This is a genomic window from Adlercreutzia faecimuris (assembly GCF_022669055.1).
GTDB lineage: Bacteria > Actinomycetota > Coriobacteriia > Coriobacteriales > Eggerthellaceae > Enterorhabdus > Enterorhabdus faecimuris.
The window spans coordinates 901,712-924,904 of sequence record NZ_JAJMLW010000001.1; the positions used below are offsets into that span (position 1 = coordinate 901,712).

Consider the following 23,193-nt stretch of genomic DNA (forward strand, 5'->3'; position numbering starts at 1 on the left):
AGGGTCGCGCGGCTCCAAGCCGCTGGCCTGACAAGCAGGTCGGAAAAACCAGCACCGCCGGTTGTTGGCTTTGTGCGCCTTTTCTCTTTTCATCCTTGCAAGGTTGCAAAACAATGCTAGTATTTCACGTTGCTGTTTTAAGACCATTTGCTTGGAGGAGCACTTTTGGCTAAAGAAGACGTAATCGAGCTCGAGGGAACCGTGCTCGAGGCCCTGCCCAACGCGATGTTCCGCGTGGAGCTTGAGAACGGGCACAAGATCCTGGCCCACATTTCCGGCAAGATGCGCATGCACTACATCAAGATCCTGCCGGGCGACAAGGTGACGGTGGAGCTCTCCGTCTACGACCTGAACCGCGGTCGCATCACCTACCGCTTCAAGTAGGTCACCCCGGGGCACGGCCGCCAGCCGGGCCCTCATCCCGGGCGCTTCCGCCGCACGCGGCCGAAGGCGCCCTTTTCTGCGCTCTGCGCACGCCTCGGGCCGCCGGGGCGCGGGGCGTGGGAGGCACGAAGTTAGGAAATCAACCGTCTGCGGCTGGACGTGAACGATAGATGGAATCCGCATAACCGAAAGGAAAGTGATATGAAGGTACGTCCTTCGGTCAAGAAAATGTGCGACAAGTGCAAGATCATCCGACGCCATGGCAAGGTGCTCGTCATCTGCGAGAACCCGCGCCATAAGCAGCGTCAGGGCTAGGAAGAAAGGAACGGACAGAAATGGCACGTCTCATCGGTGTCGATCTTCCTCGCAACAAGCGCATTGAGATCGCCTTGACCTACATCTACGGCATCGGCCTGACCACCTCGAAGAAGGTGCTGGCCGCCACCGGCATCAACCCGGACACCCGCACCGACGACCTCACCGAGGAGGAGCTCGTCAAGCTGCGCGACTACATCCAGGCCAACCTCACCGTCGAGGGCGACCTGCGTCGCGACGTGACGCAGAACGTCAAGCGCCTCATGGAGATCGGCTGCTATCGCGGCCTGCGCCACCGCCGTGGCCTTCCCACGCGCGGCCAGCGCACCCACACGAATGCCCGTACCCGCAAGGGTCCGCGCAAGCAAATCGGCGGCAAGAAGAAGTAGCGAGGTAGCGAACAGTGGCTAAGAAGAACGTACGCACGCGCATCAAGCGCTCTGAGCGTAAGAACATCGCCGTGGGCGCCGCCCACATCAAGTCGACGTTCAACAACACGATCGTCAGCATCACCGATCCCCAGGGCAATGTGATCTCCTGGCAGTCCGCGGGCACCGTGGGCTTCAAGGGCTCGCGCAAGTCCACGCCGTTCGCGGCGCAGATGGCCGCCGAGGCCGCTGCCAAGACGGCGATGGAGCACGGCCTGCGCAAGGTCTCCGTGTTCGTGAAGGGCCCCGGCTCCGGCCGCGAGACGGCTATCCGCTCGCTGCAGGCCGCCGGCCTCGAGATCGCCAGCATTCAGGATTGCACCCCCATCCCGCACAACGGCTGCCGCCCCAAGAAGCGTCGCCGCGTGTAACTGAAAGGATCGATATATATGGCTCGTTATACTGGAGCGGACTGCCGGCTCTGCCGCCGCGAGGGGGCGAAGCTCTTCCTCAAGGGCGACCGCTGCTACACCGAGAAGTGCGCCATGGAGCGCCGCGCCTACGCCCCCGGCGAGGCCGGCAAGAAGCGCGTGAAGGAAAGCGAATACCGCACCCAGCTGCGTGAGAAGCAGAAGACCAAGCGCATCTACGGCGTGCTCGAGAAGCAGTTCCACCATTACTACGACATGGCCAACCGCCAGCAGGGCGTCACCGGCGAGAACCTGCTGCGCATCCTGGAGAGCCGTCTGGACAACGTGGTCTACCGCCTGGGCTTCGCCAAGTCCCGCGCTGAGGCCCGCCAGCAGGTTCGCCATGGCCACATCCTGGTCAACGGCCGCCGCGTGGACATCCCGTCCTTCCGCGTGCGTCCCGGCGACCTCGTCGCCGTGGCCCCCAAGGCCCGCGACATGCTCGTCATCAAGAGCGCCCTCATCTCCAACGAGCGCGTGCAGGTTCCCGCGTGGCTCGAGGTTGACATCGAGAAGCTCCAGGGCAGCGTGCTCGCCCTTCCGCAGCGCGATCAAATCGATTCCGACATTCGCGAACAGCTCATCGTCGAACTTTACTCGAAATAATCGCGGCATAGTAAGGAGGCTTTCACAACATGACGGAGTTCATGAGGCCGACTGTTACAACGGAAGAAGTCAACGACACGGTCGCTCGCTACATCGTCGAGCCGCTCGAGCGCGGCTACGGCAACACGCTGGGCAACTCCATGCGCCGCGTGCTGCTGTCCTCCCTGGACGGCGCGAAGGCTACCGCGATTCAGATCGAGGGCGTGCAGCATGAGTTCACGACCGCCGAGGGCGTCATCGAGGACATCACCGACATCGTGCTGAACGTCAAGGGCCTGGTGTTCGCGGCCCTGAACGAGGACGTCGAGGAGGCCACCGCCCACGTGTCGGCGGAGGGCCCCTGCACCGTCACCGGCGCCGACCTGGAGGTTCCCACCGAGTTCTCGCTGGTGAACCCCGAGCACGTCATCGCCACCGTGGCGGACGGCGGCCAGCTGGACATGACCATCCGCATCGGCATCGGCCGCGGCTACGTGTCGGCCGAGCGCAACAAGCGCACCGAGGACCCGATCGGCATCATCCACGTCGACTCGCTGTTCTCCCCCGTGCGTCGCTGCACGATGAACGTGACCGACACCCGCGTCGGCCAGCGCACCGACTACGACAAGCTGGTGCTGGAGGTCGAGACCGACGGCAGCATCAAGCCGACCGAGGCCGTGTGCCGCGCCGCCAACATCATCAACCAGTACATGGGCGCCTTCCTGAGCCTGTCCGAGGCCGGCGAGGAGGAAGAGGGCGAGGTTCCCTCCATCTTCGCCCCGGAGGGCCAGGAGTCCAACGCCGAGCTCGACAAGCAGATTGAGGACCTGGATCTCTCGGTCCGCTCCTACAACTGCCTGAAGCGCGCCGGCATCCACTCGGTGCGCCAGCTGGTCGAGTTCTCCGAGAACGACCTGCTGAACATCAGAAACTTTGGTGCGAAGTCCATCGAGGAAGTGAAGGACAAGCTCATTTCCATGGACCTCAACTTGAAGCTTTAGGAGACTTGAGATCATGAGACACTACAAGAAGGGGCGCAAGCTGGGCACCGACTGGAGCCATACCAAGGCCATGAAGCGCAGCCTGGTTTCCGCCCTGTTCCTCAACGACCGCATCAAGACGGTCGAGGCCCGCGCCAAGGAGATCCGTCCTGACGTGGACAAGGTCATCACCTGGGCCAAGCGCGGCGATCTGCACTCCCGCCGTCTGGCCATCGCCTACCTCAACGACAAGGAGCTCGTCCGCGAGATCTTCGAGAAGGTCGAGCAGGGCATGTTCAAGGATCGTCCCGGCGGCTACACCCGCATCATGAAGCTGGGCAACCGCAAGGGCGACAACGCCCCCATGGTTATCATGGAGCTCGTGACCGAGCCCGTGGCCGCCAAGAAGGCCGACGAGAAGCCGGCTAAGAAGGCCGCCAAGAAGGCCGCCCCGAAGAAGGTCGCCAAGAGCGAGGAGCTCGCCGAGGACCTGGGCTTCGAGGAGGACGGCACCAAGGAGCAGCTCGAGGCCGTCGACGCCGCCACCGAGGAGAAGGCGGAGAAGGCCGAGGAGAAGGTCGCCGAGCAGGCCGAGGAGGCCAAGATCGAGGCCGAGGAGGCCGAGGCTGAGGCTGCCGCCGAGGCTGAGACCGTCGATGCCGAGAAGGTCGAGGAGGAGAAAGCCGACGTCAAGGAGTAGCCTGACGTTCTCCTGCTGAGATCTCACTTGCCTTCGGGCGAGGATTTCATCTGTCGTGAGGGGCCGCGCCGCGAGGCGCGGCCCCTCGTGCGTTCGGGGGAGGGGTGCTCGCGCATCGCGGCGGCGTCGCACGGGATGGCACGCGTTGCGCGGCCGGGCATCGGGTATCATGGGAGGCGCCGCGGGGGGGCGGGACGCTCCGGCGCGGCGCGGTGGTTCCGGGGCGCGTTCGGCCCCATGCAGGAGGGAGGGGGATATGGTGAGGCGCATCCTGTTCGCAGTGCTGACCGTGGCGTTCGGCGCCTTCGCCGGTGCCTTCGCCTGGGCGTTCTTCTTCCTGATGAACACGGGCATCGACCTTCTGTGGCACCGGCTGCCGGCGGCGCTCGCGGGCGCGGGGCTTCCGCCAGCGGCCTATCCCATCATGCTCTGCACGCTGGGCGGCGTGGCCATCGGGCTGTTCCATCGCCGCCACGGCGACCTCCCCGACGACATGAACGCGGTGCTCGCCCAGGTGAGGGCGACGGGGCGCTACGGGTACGACCGCCTCGGCGCGTCATTCGCCGGCGCGCTGCTGCCGCTGCTGTTCGGCGGCTCCGTCGGACCCGAGGCGGGGCTGACGGGCGTGATCGCGGGGCTGTGCACCTGGGTGGGCGACCGGCTGCGGTTCGTGGGCGCCGAGATGCGCGAGCTCGCCGATGCGGGCACGGCGGCCGTGGTGTCGGCCGTGTTCGCTGCGCCGCTGTTTGGGATGGCGGTACCCCTCGTGGGCGCGGCGGATGACTCCGAGGGGCGCGGCGTCTTCGCGAGCGAGGTGCGCCTGGGCGCGTCCAAGCCGCTGAAGGCCGTCGTCTACGTGCTGGCCGTGGCCGGCGCCCTGGGCGCCATGGCGCTTTTGCGGGCGGCGTTCGGCGGAGGCGGCGGCCTCCCGCACTTCTCCGCCGTGGCCCTCGGCGTGCCGGAGCTCGCCTGGGCGCTGCCGATCGCCGCGGCGGGCGCTGCCGCCGGCTGGCTGTTCTTCCCCTGCGGCGCCCTCGCGAGGTGGCTGGCCGGGCGCCTGGGCGCGCGACCCGTCGCCCAGGGGGTGCTCGCCGGCGCCGTCCTCGGGCTCATCGGCGCGGCGCTGCCCTTCGCGCTCTTCGCCGGCGAGGCCCAGGTCGAGGTGCTGGCCGGGGAGTGGACGGGCCTGGCCGCCGGCACGCTCATCGCCACCGGCTTCGCCAAGGTGCTCGCCACCCAGCTGTGCCTCGGGCTCGGGTGGCGGGGCGGCCACTTCTTCCCCATCATCTTCGCTGGCATCTCCATCGGCTACGGGTGCGCGGCGCTCACGGGCGTCGACCCGACCTTCGCTCTGTGCGTGGCCTCGGCGGCGCTCATGGGCGCCGTCATGCGTCAGCCGGTGATGACGGCGCTGCTGCTGTTCCTGGTGTTCCCGGTGAAGGCTGCGCCGGCGCTGCTGGTCGCGGCGGCCCTCGGCGCCATGGTGCCCGTGCCTGCGCGCTGGATGGGCTCCGAGGCCCCGCGTGGCCGCTCGGGCTCCTCGAGCGCCGCGCCGAGCGCCGCGCGCAGGGGCGCGTAGGCGGCCACGAGGTCGGCGAGGCCCATGCGCGCGTTGGCGCCGCTCGTGGAGGGGAGCGCCACGTGGGGCAGGCCGGGCCAGCGGGGTGCGTCGTGGCGGCGGTAGAGGGCGGCTGCCTTGGCGCCGGTGGTGAAGACGGCGCCCACGGGCGCGGCGTCGAGGATGCGCGCCAGGTCGTTGGGGCGCGCGTTGCGGATGCTGGCGTCGGAGGCGCCGGCGATGTCGCAGGCGGCCAGCACGTCCCACAGCGCGATGCCGCGCTCGAGGCAGAACGCGGCGCGCTCGGCGCTGCCCTGGGGCACGGGGGCGTCCCAGAGGGCCGCGAGCACGCGCCAGAAGCGGTTCTGCGGGTGGCCGTAGTAGAAGCCGACCCGACGCGACGCGGGCGACGGCATCGTCCCGAGCACGAGCACGCGCGAGCGCCCGTCGAAGACGGGCTCCAGGGGATGCTCGATGTGCTCGATGGCAGCCATGCCCCCAGTGTAGCGCAACGCCCGGGCGCCGGGCGGGCGCGGGAAGCGGGGCGGGAACCGCAGCGTTACCGTTGGCCTACGGGCGCGGGGCGCCTTGGGGCGGGGCGCGGGCGCTCCGTACAATGCAGGTAGCGCAGCAGGTGGAGGGCGCACTGCGAACCCGGCGTGCTGGACGCCATGTCGCACGTCGAGCGTTCTCGAACCCGAGATCAACGGCCCGACGCGTTCCGCTGCCGCGACGAAGGTGCATTCACAGCGAAAGGAGCCGCATCATGACCGATAAGACGATTTCTGAGTTCGCCGCCTCCGAGGCAGCGAAGACCGAGGACGCCATCAAGGACCTCGAGCGCATCGAGGAGGAGGTCGTCGCCGAAGCCGAGGCGTCGGTGGACGACTACGACGAGATGGCCCACGAGGGCGCTGCGGCTGCGGCGGCCGCGACCGCGTTCGACTTCGACGAGGCTGAGATCCAGACCGAGATGCTCGCCGGCGAGCTCGAGGAAGACGCGAAGTAGTCACGGCACCAAAGCGATACGATGCGGCTCCGGCCCGAGTCATCTCGGAGCGGCCGGAACAGGGGCGCCTCCCACGGGGGGCGCCCCTTCGCGTGAGGGCCCGCCCCCGAAAAAGCGCCCATCGCCGCGCACCGCGGCGCCCGCAACCCCCATACTGGGTGGATGCGCCTCAACGTAACCGCCTACATAGCACGGTCGTCGCCCGTGCGCCAGATGGACGCGCGGGTGAAGGTCTGCCTGCTCGCGGCCTGGTCGGTCGCGCTTTTGCTGGCCCGCAGCTGGGCCGGCGTCGGCCTGGCCGCCCTCGCACTGGCCGCCGTGCTGGCGGCGAGCCGCCTGCCCGCGGGCCGGGTGCTGGCCGCCGCGGCGCCGGTCTACGCCATCGCGGCGTTCGCGGTGGCGTTCAACGCGCTGTCGGGGTCGGGGGAGGCGCCGCCGCTCGCGGCCCTGGCGCCCGCCGTCCCGCTGCCGGCCGCTGCGGCCGGCCTGTCGCGCGGGCTGCTCTTCGGGCTGCGCATCGTGCTTCTGGCCTGGGGGAGCCTGGTGGTCAGCTGCACGTCCACCTCCACCGAGCTCACCGATGCCCTGCGCTCGCTCCTGGCCCCGCTGCGCGTCCTGCGCGTGCCGGTGGACGACGTGGCCACGACGCTTTCCCTGGCGGTGCGCTTCATCCCCCTCACGGCCGAGGAGCTCGCCCGGGTGCGCGACGCCCAGTGGTCGCGCGGCGCCGCGCTGGGGGGAGGCCTGGGCGCGCGCCTCAGGGCCGGCGCCGGGATGATGGCGCCGCTGTTCGTGGGGCTCTTCCGCCGGGCCGACGCGCTCGCGCGGGCCATGGACGCCCGCTGCTACGGGGCGCCGGGGCCGCGCACGTCCCTGGGGGCCCGGCGCCTGGGCGCACGGGAATGGGCCGCGCTCGCGGCGGGCCTGGCGCTCTGCGTGGCGGTGGCGCTGCTATAAGGGGGCTAGTCCTGCGCGACGGGGGAGGGGGCGGCCTCGGCGTCGTCCTCCTCGTAGTGCTCCAGCAGGTGGCGCAGCTCCTCGGAGGAGTGGATGCCCAGCTTCTTGAAGATGGAGTACTTGTGCGCCTTGGCGGTGGCCTGGGCGATGCCCAGGGCGTTGGCGATGTAGGTGGGGTTGCGCTCGTTGGCCAGGTAGCGCAGGATGTGGGCCTCGCGCTCGGTCAGGTCGTAGCGGCGCTCCAGCGCCAGGATCGACTTCTTGCGGCGCCCGGGCAGGTTGCCGTCGATCACGTCGTAGAGCGGCGTTCCCGACCGCGAGTACTCGATGTCGTCGAGGGAGTCGATGAGGTCGACCAGCAGGTGCGCGACCTCCTCCTTGCTCTTGTCTCCCAGCAGGTAGCCGGGTATGGCCCCGTAGAGGAGCGCCGCCCTTTCCAGCACTTTGTTCTCATCCATGTTCATGGGCTTACTTTCGCCAGGTGCGTAATACTTTTCAGTACTATAGCAAAAAAGCACGGAAAAGAACGGCGGAAGAGGGAAAACGGCGTTGCAGGGCGAAAAAAAGGCGCCCGGCTGGGCCGGGCGCCTCTCTGGTGCGGGTCGCGGGAGGTTACCGCGGCATGAAGGCGGTCACCTTCGGGCTGTGCTCGGCCATGGCGGCGGAGAGGTTCTCCACCGGCACGAGCTCCATGCACTGCGCGAGGCAGTGGTGCACGCACGCGGGCTTCTTGCCCTCGGAGACGCGCTTCTCGCACAGGTCGCACAGGTCGGACGGCACGGGCACGTAGTCCCAGAGCCACTTGTCCTGCATCTTGACCGGGCCCATCTCGGTGAGCTTGATGCCCCACTCGTCCAGCGGGATGTCATGCTCCTTGCGGCAGGACACCTCGCAGACGTGGCAGCCCGTGCAGTACTTGTAGTCGATCAGCAATGCGTACTGGCTCATCTTAGGCCTCCTTGGTCGCTACGAAGCTGGCAGGGTCGGTCCCGATGGCGCCCTCGGGGCTGTCGGGATCAAGGGTGCCCAGGGCATCCAGCCCGTCCACCTTGTAGATGCGGCAGGCGACGTTCTTGAACGGGGCGCCGAAGCCGATGCGGCCGATGGCCTGATGGGGGATGAGGCTGTTGATGTTGGACTTCCACACGCCGCTCAGGTTGGGGGTCTCGGGATCCTGCTCGGGGAACCACCAGCCATGCTGGGCATGGATGACGCGCGGATCGACGATGGGCGTGATCTGGGCCTTCTCGATGGCCTTGCCCAGCGGGTTCTCGATGCAGACCCAGTCGCCGTCCTTGATGCCGTACTTCGCGGCGGTCTCGGGGTTGATCTGCACCAGCGGGTCGGGCATGATCGCGCGCAGCGAGGGCACCTGGCGATGCTCGGAGTGGAACGAGGTGGTCTCGCGGCCGCCGGTGGTCAGCACCAGCGGGTACTCCTCGGCCAGGTCCTCACGGCCGGGGGTGTAGGGGGTCATCGCGTTCTCCTCGAAGTAGGGAAGCGCGTCCTCGCCCCAGTCCTCGTAGAGGCTCGAGCACAGCTCGACCAGGCCGGTGGGGGTGTTGAAGCCGGGCTCGCCGTCGGGGCGCAGCAGGCCCTTCTCGTACTTGCGGTACTCGAACGGCATCTGCATCCAGCCGTCGTTCTGCAGGTCTTCGAAGGTCATGTCGACGCCGCCGTTGTGCAGCTGCTCGGTGAAGAAGTCGGCCACGTTGTCCCACGGCCAGGCCGAGGGGTTGAGGCGCTTGCCGACCATGAAGTCGATCTCGAGGTCGGACTTGCAGTCGCCCACCTCGCACACCTTGTTCATGGCCATGACCATGTGGGTGTTGCGGCCGAAGTGCGGCAGGACCATGCCGTCATGCTCGGCGAAGGTGGTGACGGGGAGGAACAGGTCGCACAGGCCCATGGCCGTCGGGGTCATGAAGACGTCCTGGCAGACGTTGAACTCCATCTTCTCGAGGGCCTTGAACCAGCGCTTGCCCTGCGCGTTGGTGGTGTTGGCGATGCCGTTGGTGGCGTAGAACCAGGCCATCTTCAGCGGGTAGGGCTCGTCGGTCTCGAGGGTGTTGAGGATGCAGTCGGGGTGCGCGATGACGTGCGCCGCCTGGAAGCCGCGGTAGTGCTCCAGGTCGGTGATCTGCTTCTCCATCATGCCCGGGGGCAGCTGCTGGGCGCACTCGTAGCGCCACTTGCCCATGAAGGACGCCGGGACGGCCAGGGTGACGCCGCCGGGGACGTCCAGGTCGCCCAGGATGGCGGCCAGGATGAGGACGGTGTGGCCGGCCTGCACGCCGTTGGCGTTGGTGTCGATGGCCAGGCCCCACATGAAGGAGGAGGGGTGGTTCTCGGCGAGGGTGCGGGAGGCGGCGGCGATGGTCTCGGCCGGGACCCAGGTGATCTTCTCGACGCGGTCGAGCGGGTACTGGGCGGCGCGCTCCTTGAGCTCGTCGAAGCCGTAGCACCAGTTCTCGACGAAGTCATGGTCGTAGAGGTCGTTCTCGATGACGTAGTTGATCATGCCGAGGCCGAGAGCGGCATCGGTGCCGGGGCGCAGCTGCAGGTGGAACTCGGCATGGGCGGCCATCCAGGTGACGCGCGGGTCGATGACGATGTACTTGGAGCCGAGCTTCATCAGGTCGATGAGCGTGTGGCCGAAGAAGCCGTCGGGGTTGGAGAACAGCGGGTCCTTGCCCCACAGCACGATGTACTTCGGCACCTCGTAGCGCGGGTCGTCGAAGCGATCCGGGAAGTAGGCGGCGTAGTCGAGCTCGGGGTAGCCGGCGCCCAGGATGAAGTCGGCCACGGAGCAGCGGGGGCCGTAGCAGGAGTCGCCGGACATGGGGAAGCAGGAGTTCGGCGTGCCAAGCGCGGCGTAGGCCAGCGGGGTCTTGTAGAGGGTCGCCTCACGGCCGGTGCCCTGGAAGGCGACGATGGCCTCGGCGCCCCAGTTCTCCTTGATCCAGTTGACCTTCTCCTCGATGATGTCGAGGGCCTCGTCCCAGCTGATGGCCTCCCACTTGTCCTTGCCGCGGTCTTCCTTGGCGCGCTTGAGCGGGGTGAGCACGCGCTTCTCGTTGTACATGTACTCGGGAAGCGTCAGGCAGCGGACGCAGAGGCGCCCCTGGGTGATGGGATGATCGGGATCGCCCTCGACGTCCACGACCTTGCCGTCCTTGACGGTCAGGTACATGCCGCATCCCACCGGGTGGTCGCCCGGGGGAGACCACGCGCAGGTACGGCACTTGATGACGCCGTCGCCGCAATCAATGATTCTTTCCGACATAGTCCTCTCCTCTCGTCTTTCTCTCCCTACGTGGAACATCTATGCAAAACGCCGCGCCCCAAGGGCGAGGCGGTTCTGCCGAAACCCCGCGCCGCGCCGCGCGCGGCGTCGAGGGGATGGCGCGCTGGCCCGAAGGCGGGCGCCCTGACGTGGCGGCGCTACTCCTTGGGGGCCGCGGGCGCGGCGGGGGCGCTCGGCGGCTTGGGGGCGCCGGGGGCAGCGGGCGCGCTGGGCGCGGCGGCGGGCGCGGCCGGGGCGGCGGCGTCCTCTATGCCCTCGGTGGACGTCTTGCAGAACGGGCACTTCGAGGGAAGCGCGCCGCCGATGCGGTTGATCTTCTTGCCGCAGGACGGGCACAGCACGGGGGGCAGCTCGGCTTCTGCTGGTCTAAAGCACATGGTAGTCGCCTTTCTCTTGGGGTCTCTCACGCGTTATACCAAATAGTCTTAAAATCTGGCCCAACGCGCTTCTTTAACATAATACGAAATGGTTTAGATTCCTAGTACGAATTTGAAAATTGAAATATTCTTTTTTGACAATAATTCGCGGCCAAGTCGTATGCAAAACGCCTAGAAAGTGGCTATTTACCGGGCATTATCATCCTTGAAGTCTTATCTAAGGCTCTAATTATCCTCAAAAAGGGAGAAATAAAGATATTGATTAGTCATACGAATTGGTATTACAGTGTCAGCGTCATATAAGCCTCAATTGTTTTACTACGGTTCAGTTAAGGAGTTCCCCATGTGCTTTAGACCAGCCGCTGTTTCCATGACCAACAAGTGCCCCAAGTGCGGCGCCGAGGCCGCCCTTGACCTCACCGTGTGCCCCGAGTGCGGCGCCGAGCTCCCCAAGGTGCCCTCGATGCCCGGCATGCCCGCCGCCCCCGGCGCGGCCCCCGGCGTCCCTGCGGCCCCCGGCGTCCCCGCGGCGCCCGGCGCGCCTGCCGCCCCCGGCGCCCCGGCTGCCCCCGGCGCCCCTAAGCCGCCGACCGCCTAGGCGGCCCCAACCCCCGGAAGCTCTCGGAGGGGGCGCCCGCGCCCGTCGCGTTCAGGAGAGGCGGCGGCGGTGGCGCCCCGGACGATTGCCTTGCATATCCCTTATGCAGTCCGACAAGCGAGGAAAAGGATAGAAGGAGGAGGAAGCATGGATTACCAGGAGTTTCTCGACTCGATAGACCGCAAGGCCTACCACGAGGGCGAGTGGCGTTGGCAGGAGGGTGACCTCACCGTCACCCGTACCAACCACTGGTCGCCCCCGGGCTGCCACAACGGCTGCGGCGTGCTGCTCTCGGTCGACAAGGACGGCAAGCTCGTCCACATAGAGGGCGATCCGCTGGCCCCGTTCAACGGCGGCAAGCTCTGCATGCGCTGCCTGGACATGGTCGAGGCCGTCAACCACCCCGACCGCCTGAAGTACCCCCTGAAGCGCGCCGGCGAGCGCGGCGAGAACAAGTGGGAGCGCATCACCTGGGACGAGGCCTACGACATCATCGTGGAGAAGGTCAACTGGATCAAGGAGACGCACGGCTCCCACACCATCATCTTCGACCACGGCACCGGCCGCAACATCGGCTGGCAGCTGCCGCTGTTCGCCTCCACCGCCCTTGAGACGCCCAACGTCTGCAACTTCGGCTTCACCGGCTTCGCCTGCTACCTGCCCCGTATGATCGGCGCGTCGGCGAAGATGGGCGAGATGACCATCATCGACGTGTCCGAGACCCACGAGATGCGCTACGCGGCCGACACCTTCCGCCGTCCCGACGTCATCATGGTGTGGGGCAACGAGCCGCTCAAGGCCAACGCCGACGGCTTCCTGGGCCACTGGATCGTCGAGTGCATGCAGATGGGCTCCAAGATCATCTCCATCGACCCGCGCCTGACCTGGCTGGGCTCCCGCGCCGAGTACTTCCTGCAGGTGCGTCCCGGCACCGACGCCGCGCTGGGCATCGCCATGCTCAACACCATCATCAACGAGGACCTCGTCGACCACGACTTCATCGACAAGTGGGGCTACGGCTACGAGCAGCTCGTCGAGTCGGTGCAGGGCAAGGACGCCGACTGGGCCGCCGAGATCTGCGGCCTGGACGCCGACGACATCCGCGGCGCCGCGCGCCTGTACGCCACCGCCGAGTCCGCCTCCATCCAGTGGGGCCTCGCCTTCGAGCAGCAGCTGTCGGCCCTGGGCGTCACCGCCGCGGCCTGCGATCTCATGGGCGTCACCGGCAACATCGACAACCCGGGCGGCAACCTGCTCATCAAGTGCGCCTTCGACATCGAGAAGCGCTACGGCCTGGGCGACTTCAAGATCCCGCGTGAGGAGTACGCCGGCAAGATGACCCTGTCCGCCGGCATTGAGTCCTCCGACATCGTGGCCTGCGCCGCCACCGACCCGCTGCTGCACGCGGTGGAGACGGGCGACCCGTTCCAGCCGCAGATGCTGTGGATCGAGTCCGCCAACCCGCTGGCCTGCTCCGGCATGGACGCGCCCCGCATGTACGAGGCCATGAACAAGATCCCGTTCATCGTGGTGGCCGACCCGTTCATGACCCCGACCGCCGTGGCCCATGCCGACATCGTGCTGCCCGTCGCCATGAGCTGCGAGCGCAACGCCGTGCGCACCTGGTGGACGCCGGCCCGCTCCATCTCCAAGTGCACGAGCTACTACGAGGCCAAGTCCGACGAGCAGATCATCCTCGACCTCGGCAAGCGCCTGAAGCCCGAGAACTGGCCCTGGAAGGACGACAAGGAGCTGTCGACCTGGTACCTGTGCGACCAGTACGCCGAGGGCGGCACCCGCTACGAGGGCGACTTCGAGGAGCTGCAGGCCCGCGGCGGCTACAAGTACGACCCGTGGGATGCCGAGTACTACAAGTACGAGAAGGGTATGTGCCGCCCCGACGGCCAGCCCGGCTTCGACACCGCCACCGGCCGCTTCGAGTTCTGGAGCTGGGGCTACAACCACTGGGGCGTCGACCCGATGCCGTACCACATCGAGCCGAAGGACTCCCCGGTGTCCACCCCGGAGAAGTTCAAGGAGTACCCGTTCATCGCCACGTCCGGCGGCCGCTCCTGCGAGTTCTTCCACTCCGAGCACCGTCAGCTGGAGACCATGCGCGAGTTCCATCCCTACCCGCTGGTGACCATCCACCCGGAGGCCGCCGCCGAGTACGGCATCGAGGACGGCGACTGGGTGTGGATCGAGTCCACCCACGGCCGCTGCCGCCAGAAGGCCTTCCTCTTCCCCGGCATCAAGAAGGACACCATCCACATGGAGCATGCGTGGTGGTACCCGGAGGAGGAGGCCGCTGAGCCCAGCCTCTTCGGCGTGTTCGACTCCAACATCAACAACATGACCCTCAACTTCGAGACCGGCCAGGGCGGCATCGGCTCGGGTATCAAGAGCTTCCTCGCCCGCATCTACAAGTACGAGCCCGGCGACCAGATGCCCGGCGAGAAGGTCACCCGCGAGGGCGGCTGGGGCGACTACATCGTCGGCGTCATGGCCGGCGACGCCGAGTCCGCGGCCCAGGCTGCCGAGGGCAACGCCAAGCTCATGAAGCAGCTCGAGGACGCCAAGCGCGTCCAGGCCATGAAGGTGGAGGACGCCGACATGCAGGGCCGCAACGCGCTCATCTACGCGAAGGAGCACGGCGAGGCCGCCGAGTAGCAGACCCCAGGAGAGATAAGAAGGAGGCGATACCCAATGACCAAGGCGATTCTCATCAACTACGAATACTGCACCGGCTGCCATAGCTGCGAGGTTGCGTGCAAGAAGGAGCTCGACCTTCCCAAGGGCGAGTTCGGCATCAAGGTGGAAGAGGTCGGGCCGTTCCAGTTCACCACGCGCCCGGGCCTTGAGGGCACGTGGGAGTGGACCTACATGCCCGTCATCACCCAGGCCTGCGACCTGTGCGCCGACCGCACCGCCGAGGGCAAGATGCCCATGTGCGTGCAGCACTGCCAGGCGTGGTGCATGTACTACGGCGAGGCCGAGGACCTTGTCAAGAAGATGGACGGCAAGACCCGCTGGTCGCTCATCACCGTCAAGGAATAAGCAGGGGATTCACGGCCGCGGGCGCTCCGAGGGGCGCGCCCGCGGCCCCATGACATGAAGGGGGGTTTCATCATGAGCATGACCGATGAGGTTTGCTCCCACGTCGTCGCGGCCGACTTCTCGACGCTCGACGACTTCACCATCGCCCGCGTCAAGACCCGCGTGCTCGACTCCATCGGCGTCATCGCCGCCGGCGTGCACGCTCCCATGTGCGACGAGCTGTACGACCTGCTGCTGAGCTACGGCACCACGCCGCAGAGCTCGGCGTTCTTCCGCCAGAAGGCCATCGACACGCCCTCGGCCGCCATGATCAACAGCTTCTCGATGCGCTCGTACGACTTCGAGGCCATCGAGGCCGAGAACCCGGGCAAGAAGTCCTCCGCCGCCCACATCAGCGGCACCACCGTCCCCACCGCGCTGGCCTGCGCCGAGCGCGCCAAGGCGTCCGGCCGCGAGTTCATCACGGCGCTGGCTCTCGGCGACGACATCGCCGCCCGCCTGGGCGCCGCGTCGGGCTTCGACGTGTACGGCGGCTGGGACAACACCAACACCATCAACGGCCTGGGCGCCACCGTCATCGCGTCCAAGCTGGCGGGGCTCTCCGAGGTCCAGCTGAACAACGCGCTCGGCATCGACCTGAACATGCTGGGCGGCTCAATGGACAACATCAACTTCAAGACGCTGTCCTTCAAGCTCCCCATGGCGCTCGCCTCGCGCAACGCCATCTTCTCGGCCGACTTCGCGGCCCGCGGCATGACCGCCACCCATGACGCCTTCGGCGGCAAGAAGGGCTACTTCTTCCTGTTCTGCGGCGACGCCCAGAAGCCCGAGATCCTCGTTCAGGACCTGGGGAAGATCTTCTACGGCGACGTGGTCATCAAGCCGTGGTCTGCCTGCCGCGCCACCCACCCCTCCATCGACGCCTGCATGCAGATCGTCGAGGCCCACGACATCGACCCCGAGGCCGTGGAGAAGGTCGTCATCCACGCCACCCCGCGCACCGCTGCCGGCTTCGTCGGCCAGCCGTGGGAGATCGGCGAGGAGCCGCAGGTGAGCGGCGCCTTCAGCATCATCTACACCGCCGCGGTGGCCATCGCCACCAAGGCCGTGCGCCCGGAGTCCATGAACCGCGAGGCCATGGAGGACCCGGCGCTCAAGCGCCTGATCGACAAGATCGAGATCGCGCCTACCCTCGCGCCCGACGAGTACCAGACGGCCGAGGTCGACATAGTCATGGCGGACGGCACCCAGTACCACGCCCGCTGCGACGTGCCCAAGGGCGACATCTACAAGAGCGCGATGACCGATGAGGAGGTGTTGGACAAGTTCTACAAGAACATCGAGTTCTCCCAGACGCTTTCGCGCGAAGACGCGGATCGCGTCGTCGAGACCGTGGCACGCCTTGAAGAGCTCGATGACATCACCGAACTGACCAAGTTCATGCAGTAGTAGATTAAGAAAGAAGGGGAATTCGATGGCTACTACGAAAACCCAAGACGGCGGCCAGAAGTATGGCGTAACCGTCCAGATCGCCGCGCTGCTCGTCATCACGATGCAGTACGTGCAGTCCTTCGTGACGCCTGGCCTTGCCACGGTGCGCGCCGCCTACGGAAGCCTCGGCATCGACACCGTCATGATCCAGCAGATCCAGGGCATCCCGTCCCTGATGGCCATCTTCGGCGCCATCCTGGTCGGCATCCTGGAGCGCTACATGAAGAAGAAGCACATCCTGATCCTCGCCATGGTGCTCATGTTCGCGGGCTCGCTCGCGGCCTTCGTGCCCGAGACCGTGGAGGGCTTCTGGCTGCTGCTGGCCACCCGCGTCGTGCTCGGCCTCGGCCGCGGCATGATCTTCCCGATGGCCTCGTCCTTCATCGCCGACCTGTTCACCGGCAAGAAGCGCGACCAGCTCATGAGCTTCAAGACCGCCATCGGCGGCATCTCCGGCTCGATCTTCCAGATCATCGGCGGCATGCTGGCCGTGCTGTCCTGGCGCTACGCCTTCATCGGCATGCTGATGGCCGTGCCGATCGCCCTGATGATCATCGCCTGGCTGAAGGAGCCCGAGGTCAAGCCCGCCGGCACCACCGCTGACGGCAAGAAGGGCAACCCGCTGAAGTCGATCACCGCCATCTCCTGGCTGATCATCGTCGTGGCGGGCATCTGGAACATCTTCCAGTTCTCCTACATGACGTCCATCTCGCTGGCCATCGCCGGCGTGGGCCTGGGCGACACCGGCGTGACCGGCTGGATCTCCTCGCTGCAGACCGCCAGCTGCGCCGTGGGCGCCCTGTGCTACGGCGCCTTCCTCAAGGGCCGCCTGGGCGGCTTCGACCTGCCCATCGCCATCGCCCTTGAGGGCATCGGGTTCTTCATCCTGACCCATGTCATCACCGTGCCGGCCTACGCCGTGGGCACCATCCTCTACGGCTTCGGCTTCGGCCTGCTCAACCCGGCCCTGATCCTGCAGCTCGTCAAGGTCCTGCCCCGCGAGGGCGCGACCCTCGGCCTGTCGCTGCTGGCCGGCTCCCAGAACCTGTTCCAGTTCTTCTCCGCCCCGGTGCTGGCCTTCCTGGCCCCCGTGCTGGGCGTGGCCGGCGTGAAGGGCGCCACGGGCGTCGACTCCGCGGCCCTGGCCAACTGGAACGTGGCCTGGATGCTCGCCGTCGTGTACTTCATCTTCGTGCTCGCCCTCATCCTCATCGGCAAGGCCAAGGCGCCGCAGCTGATCGCCGGCACCAAGCAGCCCGCTGCTGCCGCCGTCGAGAAGATGGAGGCCCACGAGGACGACGACCAGCAGTAGGCATCGCCTCGAAACGCTAGACAGGCGGCGGGGGCCTTGGTAAAAACCCCATTACAGCATGTGTGACCAAAGACAGCCTAACGCGAAGAGCTTACGTGCGCACAACAGCCCCAGCCGCCCTTGACAACTGAGCACTGCCTTCATCGGGTCCCCCTCAAGCAATCCCCCCGGCGTCGCCGCGTGGCGAAAAAACGCCGGGGGGGGGGGCTCTCACCAGCCGTCCATCCCGGGCGGCACCGGCAATCAACTAGGGGGAAAGTGATGGCCATCATCCGCGACGGCAAGCTGCTGGGCAAGTACCACTATGCTTTCGTCATCATGTTCTGCTGCTGCCTGGTTCAGGCGTTCGGCATGGGACTCATCCTGAACTGCGGCAGCCTGTTCTACGTCCCGGTCTGCGAGGACATGGGGTTCCTCCGATCCGAGATATCGACTTACATGACCGGCTACTTCATCGGCACCACGCTCGTGACGCCGCTGGCCGGCAAGATCCTCACCAAGTACAACATCCGCGTGGTGATGAGCATCGCCATCACCATCCTGTCCGCCGCGGTCGCCTCCATGGCGCTGGGCGGCGTGATACTCCACTGGCAGATCGCCGGCTTCTTCGTGGGAGCCGCCGGATCCTGCATCTTCGTGCTGCCCTCGGCCACGCTGGTCGGCAACTGGTTCATCAAGCGCCGCGGCTTCATCTACGGCATCGTGATGGCCTGCTCCAGCATATCGGCAGCCATATTCTCGCAGGTGATAAGCCTGATAATCCTGAACATCGGATGGCGCGCAGCCTACGCGTTCGTGGGCATCGCCGCCTTTGCGGTCATATTCCCGGCCGTGCAGTTCCTGCGCAAGAAGCCCACCGACATCGGCACGGTGCCCTACGGCTACGTGGCGGCCGACGAGGAGGAGGGCGCGCTGCCCAACATGCGCGGCGTGTCCGTCCGGCGCGCGGTGGTGTGCATCGCGTTCTGGTGCCTGTTCATCTTCGCCGGCATCGCGTCGTTCATCCACGGCGGCATCGAGCAGCACATGCCCGGCTACATCGAGTCCATCGGGTTCACCGCGTCCTTCGCCGCCTTCATCGTGTCGGCGCAGTCCGTGGGCTCGGTGTTCGACAAGTTCCTGATGGGCTGGCTCAACGACAAGATCGGCGTGCAGCGCACCACCATGATCGAGCTGGTGGTCATCGCGCTCGGCATCATCGGGTTCATCACGCTGCACAACCCGGCGCTGCTGGCGCTGTCGGCCATCATGTTCGGCGTGCAGGACTCGCTCATGTCGGTGAGCCTGCCGCTGCTCATCCGCGAGATCTTCGGGTCGCGCAACTACACGCAGATCCACGCGTGGATCCGCACGGGCGTGGGCATCTTCGGGTCGTTCTCCGGCGTGGTGGTGGGCATGTCCTACGACTCGCTGGGCAGCTTCGTGCCGGCGTTCGTGATACTCATCGGCACGTGCGTGCTCGCCATGGGGTGCGTCGCGCTGGCCTACTGGGACAAGCGCAAGCTGGTGTGGACCACCGACGACGGCACCGTGGTCGACAAGGACGCGCACGTCAGCCCGCGCGCGTAGGCGGGGAAGGCAGCGCCCGCCGTCGCGTGACGCGGGCAGGTGGAAGGCGAGGGGCCGCGGGGCCCCGCGAGAGGAGTGGCCATGTGCTATCCGTGCTCCCATTGCGGGGCGTGCAAGGTGAAGCTCGACCCGGGCGTGTGCCCGCTGTGCAAGGAGCCGGTGCCGGCCGGGGCCGAGCGGTGCCCGGCCTGCGGCTTCGCGATTCCGCTGCCGCCCGGGCAGGTGGCGCCCGCGCCGCCCGCGGACGCCGGCACCGTCGAGTACGAGCCCGCCGTCGCGCCCGCCGACCTGCCCCGCGCCGAGGAGTTCGGCGTGGTGGGCAGCTGGCCCGTGCCCGCAAGCCGCCCCCAGCTGTAGGGGGCGCCGCCTCGCGCCGCTAGCCCAGCAGCACCTCGGCGGCCCGCAGGCTCTGCTCGAGGGCGGGGGCGGTGAGGCTGGCGCCGAAGCGCTCCTCGAGCGCCCGCAGGCGGTTGGCCACCGTGTTGCGGTGGACGCCGAGGGCGCGGGCGGTGTCGGCCGTGCGGCAGTGGTGCTCGTAGAGGCAGGCCAGGAAGTCGGCGTCGCCGCGCGCGCCGCCCCCGCCGCGCAGAAACCCGATGATGCTGCCCCGCGCCGCCGCCTCGAGCGCCCCGGTCGAGGGGCGGTTGCGGCCGAGGGCGTAGGGCAGGAAGCTCAGCTCGAAGTGGCGCAGCGCCGGCCGCCCCTCCGCGAGGGGCGCCTCCGTCCCCAGCACGCGCGCCGCCACCGCCTGCTCGAGGGCCAGCGGCAGGCGCGCCAGCCCGCCGACGATGCCCGACGCCGCCAGCACGTAGCCGTCGCTTCGCGCCAGGGGCGCCAGGGCGGCCTCGATGCGCGCGTCGTCGAGCCAGGGGCTGTCGGGCCGCCGCGGCGTCACCACGAAGATGCGATCCTCGTGGGGCAGCACCGGGCAGTCGGGCAGCCGCGACGCGATGCGCCGGGCGCTCCACGTCACGGCCGTCTCGGCCCCGTCGGCGGGGGAGAGCTCGTAGAGCCGCAGGGGCGCGTCGGCGTCGATGCGGAGCCGTCGCGCCTGCTGGGCGATGAGGCGCGTGTCGGACACGTTGCCGCGCAGCACGTCGAGCAGAAACGCCGCCGACTTCTCGAACGTGCGCTCCCGCAGCGTGTCGAAGCGGCGGATGTGCTGCTGGATGTGGCGCGCCAGGATGTCGAAGCGCGCCAGGAGCCCCGGCGTGAAGGGCGTGCGGTGGCAGGTCATCACCATCTGCATGTAGTAGGAGCGGTTCACGCGGAACACGTAGTTGATGAACGGGTACTTCTTCCCCTCGGGGGGCTCGTGGTACTCGCTCTTGCGCTGCCGCTTCCACCGCTCCATGGCGCGGGTCGCCTTGAACCGCGCGACCGCCTCCTCGTCGTGGTAGCCGCGCTCGATGAACGCGGTGACGGTGGGGTCGTCCAGCACGATGCCGCGGGTGTAGGCGATGAGCCGAAACGACGAGTCCGAGATGTTGACGAAGTTGCCGAGCGCCGCCTCGCTGGCGGTGAGGAAGTCCTGCAGCTCGCCCTCGGCCAGGGCGATCTGGTCGAGGGAGCGCTCCCATTCCATGACCTCGAGCACGCAGGCCTGCAGCCGCTGGGCGAAGGCCAAAGGCGAGAGCGCCGTCTCGACCGCCACCACGTTGCGGCCCAGGTGCGCCAGCGTGGCGGCGTCGGCGTCCTCGCAGGGGAGGAAGGTGAGGCAGCGGCGGTCCTCGGCCGGGTCGAAGGCGCCCGAGGCCGCGCGCACCACCGCGCGCCCCGCGTCGCCGTCCGCGGGCCCGTCGTCGTCCGCAGCCGCGCCCGCGCCTGCGGCCGCGCCGTCGTCCCACAGGTCGACCCAGGCGACCGCGCCCACGGTGAGCTGCCGGTAGGCGATGGTGGACGACGCCTCCGCGACGCAGTCCATCAGGATGGGCAGGGGGACCACGGGCGGCCTCCTCTCGTTAGTCAGTAGGCAAGAGGCTTAACTTTCGGCCATCATATTGTGCATAAGGCCTAATTCATTATAGCGTGTCGCTTCCTATCATGAGACCCGTGGAAAGCAGTGTCCGGGACGGGAGAAGGGGGCGTCATGCTCACGAAGCGGGAGAACTTCATCGAGTGCATCACCGGGGGAAGCCCCGATCGGTTCGTCAACCAGTACGAGGCCCTGGCCATGATCGCGCCGAGTCCCTTGAGCGACAAGTCGCACCTGGCCAGCGACGGCTACCTCATCGACGCGTGGGGCTGCTACCAGGGCAAGGTGGCCGGCGAGCCCGGCTTCTTCCCCTTCCACGACCTCGAGCACCGCGTCATCACCGACATCTGCGACTGGCGCAGCCAGGTGAAGGTGCCGGGCGACCCCGACATCCCCGAGTTCTGGGAGCCCTTCGCCAAGCAGGCCGAGGAGGTCGACCGCACCGAGCAGCTCGTGTGCAGCGCGGTGATGCCGGGCATCTTCGAGCGCTGCCACCACCTGGGCGAGATCACCGAGACGCTTATGAACTTCTACGAGGAGCCCGAGGCCATGCACGAGCTCATCGACGAGATCGTGGCGTGGGAGCTGCGCCTGGCCGACGCGCACCTCAAGTACCTCAAGCCCGAGGTGCTGTTCCACCACGACGACTGGGGCACCCAGATATCCACCTTCATGTCGCCCGACATGTTCGAGGAGTTCTTCCTCGAGCCCTACAAGACGGTCTACGGCTACTGGAAGGACCACGGCGTGAAGTACGTGATCCACCACTCCGACAGCTTCGGCGAGACGCTCGTGCCCTACATGATCGACATGGGCGTGGACGTGTGGCAGGGCGTCATCAGCTCGACCAACGACATCCCCAAGCTGGTGGATCAGTACGGCGGGCAGATCTCGTTCATGGGCGGCGTGGAGTCGCAGCTCATCGACAAGCCCGACTGGACGCCCGAGGAGGTCGCGGCCGAGGTCGAGCGCGCGCTGACGTCGGTCGACCGCACGCGGTACTTCATCCCGTCGCTCACGTCCGGCCTCAACAACAGCGGGTACCCGGGCGTGTACCAGGCGGTCACCGACGAGATAGCGAAGCTGAGCCCGCGGTTCTTCGGCTAGGCCGGGCGGGTTGGACGCAGGAAAGGGAGAAGGAGGAACGGCATGGAGATGACCCCGCGCGAGAACATGATGGCCATCCTGGAGGGCAGGCAGCCGGAGTACTACGGCGACTTCCAGTGGGCCGTCAAGCTGATGATGGACCCCGTCTGGAAGAGCGACTCGATGCCCAAGGACGGCCTCGAGCACAAGGACTCCTGGGGCACCGTCTGCGTGAACCCCGTCGGCGGCGCCGGCAAGCACCCGGTCATCACGCCGGAGAACGCGGTGGTGACCGACATCGAGAAGTGGCGCGAGCAGCTGGTCATCCCGTCGCTTGACGACAAGGACTGGTCGGACGCCGCGGCGAAGGCGGCGGCGGTGGATCGCAGCCAGTACTTCGTCGAGTACTTCTGCGCCCAGGGCCTGTTCGAGCGCTCGCACTTCCTCATGGGCATGGAGGAGGCCTTCTGCGCCTACCTCGAGGAGCCCGAGGCCATGTACGAGATGCTCACGGCCATCGCCGACTACAAGAAGCGGCTCATCAAGGAGGCCGCCTTCCACCTCAAGCCCGACGTGATCTTCTTCCAGGACGACTGGGGCTCCAAGCAGAACCTGTTCCTCCCGCCGGACGTGTGGCGCGAGATGATCAAGCCGCTGCAGACCGAGATCGCCCAGGTCATCCACGAGTGCGGCATGATCTACGTCCACCACGCCGACTGCATCTGCGAGCCCATCGTCGAGGACATGGCCGAGATCGGCATCGACATCTGGCAGGGCGTCATCCCGCAGAACGACATCCTGTCGATCCAGGAGCGCCTGGGCGGGCGCATGGCCCTCATCGGCGGCATCGACGGCCCGGCCATCGACGACGTGGACACGACCGACGCCGAGATCATGGCCGAGGTGCACCGCTGCGTCGACACGTACTGCCCGGCCGGGCGGTTCTTCCCGGGCGCGCCGGCGCACCTGCTGCGCGACCCCAACGAGCACCTGGTGGAGGCCGACCTGCGCGTCTACGGCGCGCAGTGGGCCCGTGAGCATCCCATCCGCTGAGAGGCGAAGACCCCGTAGACGACCCTGAGAGAAAGGAACCCA

24 protein-coding genes and 1 pseudogene are annotated in these 23,193 nt (G+C 67.3%); 19 read left to right on the forward strand and 6 right to left on the reverse strand.

The genetic code is table 11. The features are described 5' to 3' along the window. The first annotated feature begins 165 nt into the window (after positions 1-165). From infA to LPT13_RS03160, 8 genes are all read left to right on the forward strand, one after another. The gene (gene infA, locus LPT13_RS03125; protein WP_120361101.1) at positions 166-384 is read left to right on the forward strand and encodes a translation initiation factor IF-1; all 219 of its coding nucleotides are present in this window, start codon (positions 166-168) and stop codon (positions 382-384) included. Between the two features lie 201 nt (positions 385-585). Continuing rightward, positions 586-699, forward strand: a complete 114-nt coding sequence (gene rpmJ, locus LPT13_RS03130) for a 50S ribosomal protein L36 (protein WP_006363204.1) — start codon at positions 586-588, stop codon at positions 697-699. A gap of 20 nt (positions 700-719) precedes the next feature. Then, a complete protein-coding gene (gene rpsM, locus LPT13_RS03135; RefSeq protein ID WP_242163425.1) occupies positions 720-1,088 on the forward strand; it encodes a 30S ribosomal protein S13 in 369 nt (122 codons plus the stop codon). A 14-nt stretch (positions 1,089-1,102) separates the two neighbouring features. Beyond that, a complete protein-coding gene (gene rpsK, locus LPT13_RS03140) occupies positions 1,103-1,498 on the forward strand; it encodes a 30S ribosomal protein S11 (protein ID WP_160709385.1) in 396 nt (131 codons plus the stop codon). 18 nt (positions 1,499-1,516) lie between these two features. Next, complete coding sequence (gene rpsD, locus LPT13_RS03145; RefSeq protein WP_242163427.1) at positions 1,517-2,143, forward strand: 30S ribosomal protein S4; 627 nt, start codon at positions 1,517-1,519, stop codon at positions 2,141-2,143. A gap of 29 nt (positions 2,144-2,172) precedes the next feature. Continuing rightward, positions 2,173-3,123, forward strand: coding sequence for a DNA-directed RNA polymerase subunit alpha (locus LPT13_RS03150; protein ID WP_242163430.1), 951 nt, complete (start codon positions 2,173-2,175; stop codon positions 3,121-3,123). Positions 3,124-3,136: 13 nt separating this feature from the next. Then, a complete protein-coding gene (gene rplQ / locus LPT13_RS11810; protein WP_347263803.1) occupies positions 3,137-3,802 on the forward strand; it encodes a 50S ribosomal protein L17 in 666 nt (221 codons plus the stop codon). Positions 3,803-4,058: 256 nt separating this feature from the next. Continuing rightward, positions 4,059-5,381 (forward strand): chloride channel protein, encoded by a 1,323-nt coding sequence (locus LPT13_RS03160; RefSeq protein WP_242163432.1) that lies wholly within the window; start codon positions 4,059-4,061, stop codon positions 5,379-5,381. 23 nt (positions 5,382-5,404) lie between these two features. On the opposite strand, the pseudogene LPT13_RS03165 reads toward LPT13_RS03160, so the two are convergent. After that, a pseudogene (locus tag LPT13_RS03165) lies at positions 5,405-5,854 on the reverse strand (DNA-deoxyinosine glycosylase); the annotation flags it as partial. Between the two features lie 272 nt (positions 5,855-6,126). Between LPT13_RS03165 and LPT13_RS03170 the strand changes: the two are divergent. Next, positions 6,127-6,369, forward strand: coding sequence for a BAG1 BAG family molecular chaperone regulator 1 (locus LPT13_RS03170; protein ID WP_242163434.1), 243 nt, complete (start codon positions 6,127-6,129; stop codon positions 6,367-6,369). A 162-nt stretch (positions 6,370-6,531) separates the two neighbouring features. After that, positions 6,532-7,326 (forward strand): energy-coupling factor transporter transmembrane component T family protein, encoded by a 795-nt coding sequence (locus LPT13_RS03175; protein ID WP_242163436.1) that lies wholly within the window; start codon positions 6,532-6,534, stop codon positions 7,324-7,326. A gap of 5 nt (positions 7,327-7,331) precedes the next feature. Here the strand turns inward: LPT13_RS03175 and LPT13_RS03180 are convergent, their stop codons facing one another. The 4 genes from LPT13_RS03180 to LPT13_RS03195 form a co-directional block, all read right to left on the reverse strand. Then, on the reverse strand, positions 7,332-7,784 hold the full coding sequence (locus LPT13_RS03180) for a response regulator transcription factor (protein ID WP_242163438.1): 453 nt from the start codon (positions 7,782-7,784) through the stop codon (positions 7,332-7,334). Between the two features lie 154 nt (positions 7,785-7,938). Next, on the reverse strand, positions 7,939-8,274 hold the full coding sequence (locus LPT13_RS03185) for a 4Fe-4S dicluster domain-containing protein (protein ID WP_242163441.1): 336 nt from the start codon (positions 8,272-8,274) through the stop codon (positions 7,939-7,941). Position 8,275: 1 nt separating this feature from the next. Continuing rightward, a complete protein-coding gene (locus LPT13_RS03190; protein ID WP_242163443.1) occupies positions 8,276-10,612 on the reverse strand; it encodes a molybdopterin-dependent oxidoreductase in 2,337 nt (778 codons plus the stop codon). 158 nt (positions 10,613-10,770) lie between these two features. After that, complete coding sequence (locus LPT13_RS03195; protein ID WP_242163444.1) at positions 10,771-11,010, reverse strand: hypothetical protein; 240 nt, start codon at positions 11,008-11,010, stop codon at positions 10,771-10,773. Positions 11,011-11,353: 343 nt separating this feature from the next. Here LPT13_RS03195 and LPT13_RS03200 point away from each other — a divergent pair, with 343 nt between their 5' ends. The 7 genes from LPT13_RS03200 to LPT13_RS03230 all read left to right on the forward strand — a co-directional run bounded on the left by LPT13_RS03200 (position 11,354) and on the right by LPT13_RS03230 (position 19,394). After that, complete coding sequence (locus LPT13_RS03200; RefSeq protein WP_242163445.1) at positions 11,354-11,608, forward strand: hypothetical protein; 255 nt, start codon at positions 11,354-11,356, stop codon at positions 11,606-11,608. A gap of 147 nt (positions 11,609-11,755) precedes the next feature. Beyond that, positions 11,756-14,278: a molybdopterin-dependent oxidoreductase gene (locus LPT13_RS03205; protein ID WP_242163446.1), complete on the forward strand. Its 2,523-nt coding sequence runs from the start codon at positions 11,756-11,758 to the stop codon at positions 14,276-14,278. A 36-nt stretch (positions 14,279-14,314) separates the two neighbouring features. Beyond that, positions 14,315-14,665, forward strand: a complete 351-nt coding sequence (locus LPT13_RS03210; protein WP_242163447.1) for a 4Fe-4S dicluster domain-containing protein — start codon at positions 14,315-14,317, stop codon at positions 14,663-14,665. 72 nt (positions 14,666-14,737) lie between these two features. After that, on the forward strand, positions 14,738-16,114 hold the full coding sequence (locus LPT13_RS03215) for an MmgE/PrpD family protein (protein ID WP_242163449.1): 1,377 nt from the start codon (positions 14,738-14,740) through the stop codon (positions 16,112-16,114). Between the two features lie 25 nt (positions 16,115-16,139). Next, a complete protein-coding gene (locus LPT13_RS03220; RefSeq protein ID WP_242163452.1) occupies positions 16,140-17,468 on the forward strand; it encodes an MFS transporter in 1,329 nt (442 codons plus the stop codon). 261 nt (positions 17,469-17,729) lie between these two features. Next, entirely contained in the window at positions 17,730-19,037 is a 1,308-nt protein-coding gene (locus LPT13_RS03225) for an MFS transporter (protein ID WP_242163454.1), read from the forward strand. An 81-nt stretch (positions 19,038-19,118) separates the two neighbouring features. Beyond that, positions 19,119-19,394, forward strand: coding sequence for a hypothetical protein (locus LPT13_RS03230; RefSeq protein WP_242163456.1), 276 nt, complete (start codon positions 19,119-19,121; stop codon positions 19,392-19,394). A gap of 19 nt (positions 19,395-19,413) precedes the next feature. Here LPT13_RS03230 and LPT13_RS03235 read toward each other — a convergent pair whose 3' ends face one another. Continuing rightward, positions 19,414-20,982, reverse strand: a complete 1,569-nt coding sequence (locus tag LPT13_RS03235) for a PucR family transcriptional regulator (protein ID WP_242163458.1) — start codon at positions 20,980-20,982, stop codon at positions 19,414-19,416. Positions 20,983-21,126: 144 nt separating this feature from the next. On the opposite strand from LPT13_RS03235, the gene LPT13_RS03240 reads away from it, so the two are divergent. Together LPT13_RS03240 and LPT13_RS03245 are read left to right on the forward strand one after the other, a co-directional pair. Further along, on the forward strand, positions 21,127-22,119 hold the full coding sequence (locus LPT13_RS03240) for a uroporphyrinogen decarboxylase family protein (protein WP_242163460.1): 993 nt from the start codon (positions 21,127-21,129) through the stop codon (positions 22,117-22,119). A gap of 42 nt (positions 22,120-22,161) precedes the next feature. Next, complete coding sequence (locus LPT13_RS03245; RefSeq protein WP_242163462.1) at positions 22,162-23,151, forward strand: uroporphyrinogen decarboxylase family protein; 990 nt, start codon at positions 22,162-22,164, stop codon at positions 23,149-23,151. Positions 23,152-23,193 lie beyond the last annotated feature (42 nt).

Bases quoted from the DNA above. Each gene is read 5' to 3' on its own strand.
- LPT13_RS03210 (WP_242163447.1), top strand. From the start codon at position 14,315: ATGACCAAGGCGATTCTCATCAACTACGAATACTGCACCGGCTGCCAT.
- LPT13_RS03175 (WP_242163436.1), top strand. From the start codon at position 6,532: ATGCGCCTCAACGTAACCGCCTACATAGCACGGTCGTCGCCCGTGCGC.
- LPT13_RS03225 (WP_242163454.1), top strand. From the start codon at position 17,730: ATGGCCATCATCCGCGACGGCAAGCTGCTGGGCAAGTACCACTATGCT.
- LPT13_RS03150 (WP_242163430.1), top strand. From the start codon at position 2,173: ATGACGGAGTTCATGAGGCCGACTGTTACAACGGAAGAAGTCAACGAC.
- LPT13_RS03245 (WP_242163462.1), top strand. From the start codon at position 22,162: ATGGAGATGACCCCGCGCGAGAACATGATGGCCATCCTGGAGGGCAGG.
- LPT13_RS03240 (WP_242163460.1), top strand. From the start codon at position 21,127: ATGCTCACGAAGCGGGAGAACTTCATCGAGTGCATCACCGGGGGAAGC.
- LPT13_RS03200 (WP_242163445.1), top strand. From the start codon at position 11,354: ATGTGCTTTAGACCAGCCGCTGTTTCCATGACCAACAAGTGCCCCAAG.
- LPT13_RS03160 (WP_242163432.1), top strand. From the start codon at position 4,059: ATGGTGAGGCGCATCCTGTTCGCAGTGCTGACCGTGGCGTTCGGCGCC.
- rpsD (WP_242163427.1), top strand. From the start codon at position 1,517: ATGGCTCGTTATACTGGAGCGGACTGCCGGCTCTGCCGCCGCGAGGGG.
- LPT13_RS03215 (WP_242163449.1), top strand. From the start codon at position 14,738: ATGAGCATGACCGATGAGGTTTGCTCCCACGTCGTCGCGGCCGACTTC.
- LPT13_RS03195 (WP_242163444.1), bottom strand. From the start codon at position 11,010: ATGTGCTTTAGACCAGCAGAAGCCGAGCTGCCCCCCGTGCTGTGCCCG.
- LPT13_RS03180 (WP_242163438.1), bottom strand. From the start codon at position 7,784: ATGGATGAGAACAAAGTGCTGGAAAGGGCGGCGCTCCTCTACGGGGCC.
- rplQ (WP_347263803.1), top strand. From the start codon at position 3,137: ATGAGACACTACAAGAAGGGGCGCAAGCTGGGCACCGACTGGAGCCAT.
- LPT13_RS03190 (WP_242163443.1), bottom strand. From the start codon at position 10,612: ATGTCGGAAAGAATCATTGATTGCGGCGACGGCGTCATCAAGTGCCGT.
- LPT13_RS03170 (WP_242163434.1), top strand. From the start codon at position 6,127: ATGACCGATAAGACGATTTCTGAGTTCGCCGCCTCCGAGGCAGCGAAG.
- LPT13_RS03205 (WP_242163446.1), top strand. From the start codon at position 11,756: ATGGATTACCAGGAGTTTCTCGACTCGATAGACCGCAAGGCCTACCAC.
- LPT13_RS03185 (WP_242163441.1), bottom strand. From the start codon at position 8,274: ATGAGCCAGTACGCATTGCTGATCGACTACAAGTACTGCACGGGCTGC.
- LPT13_RS03220 (WP_242163452.1), top strand. From the start codon at position 16,140: ATGGCTACTACGAAAACCCAAGACGGCGGCCAGAAGTATGGCGTAACC.
- rpsM (WP_242163425.1), top strand. From the start codon at position 720: ATGGCACGTCTCATCGGTGTCGATCTTCCTCGCAACAAGCGCATTGAG.
- LPT13_RS03230 (WP_242163456.1), top strand. From the start codon at position 19,119: ATGTGCTATCCGTGCTCCCATTGCGGGGCGTGCAAGGTGAAGCTCGAC.
- rpmJ (WP_006363204.1), top strand. From the start codon at position 586: ATGAAGGTACGTCCTTCGGTCAAGAAAATGTGCGACAAGTGCAAGATC.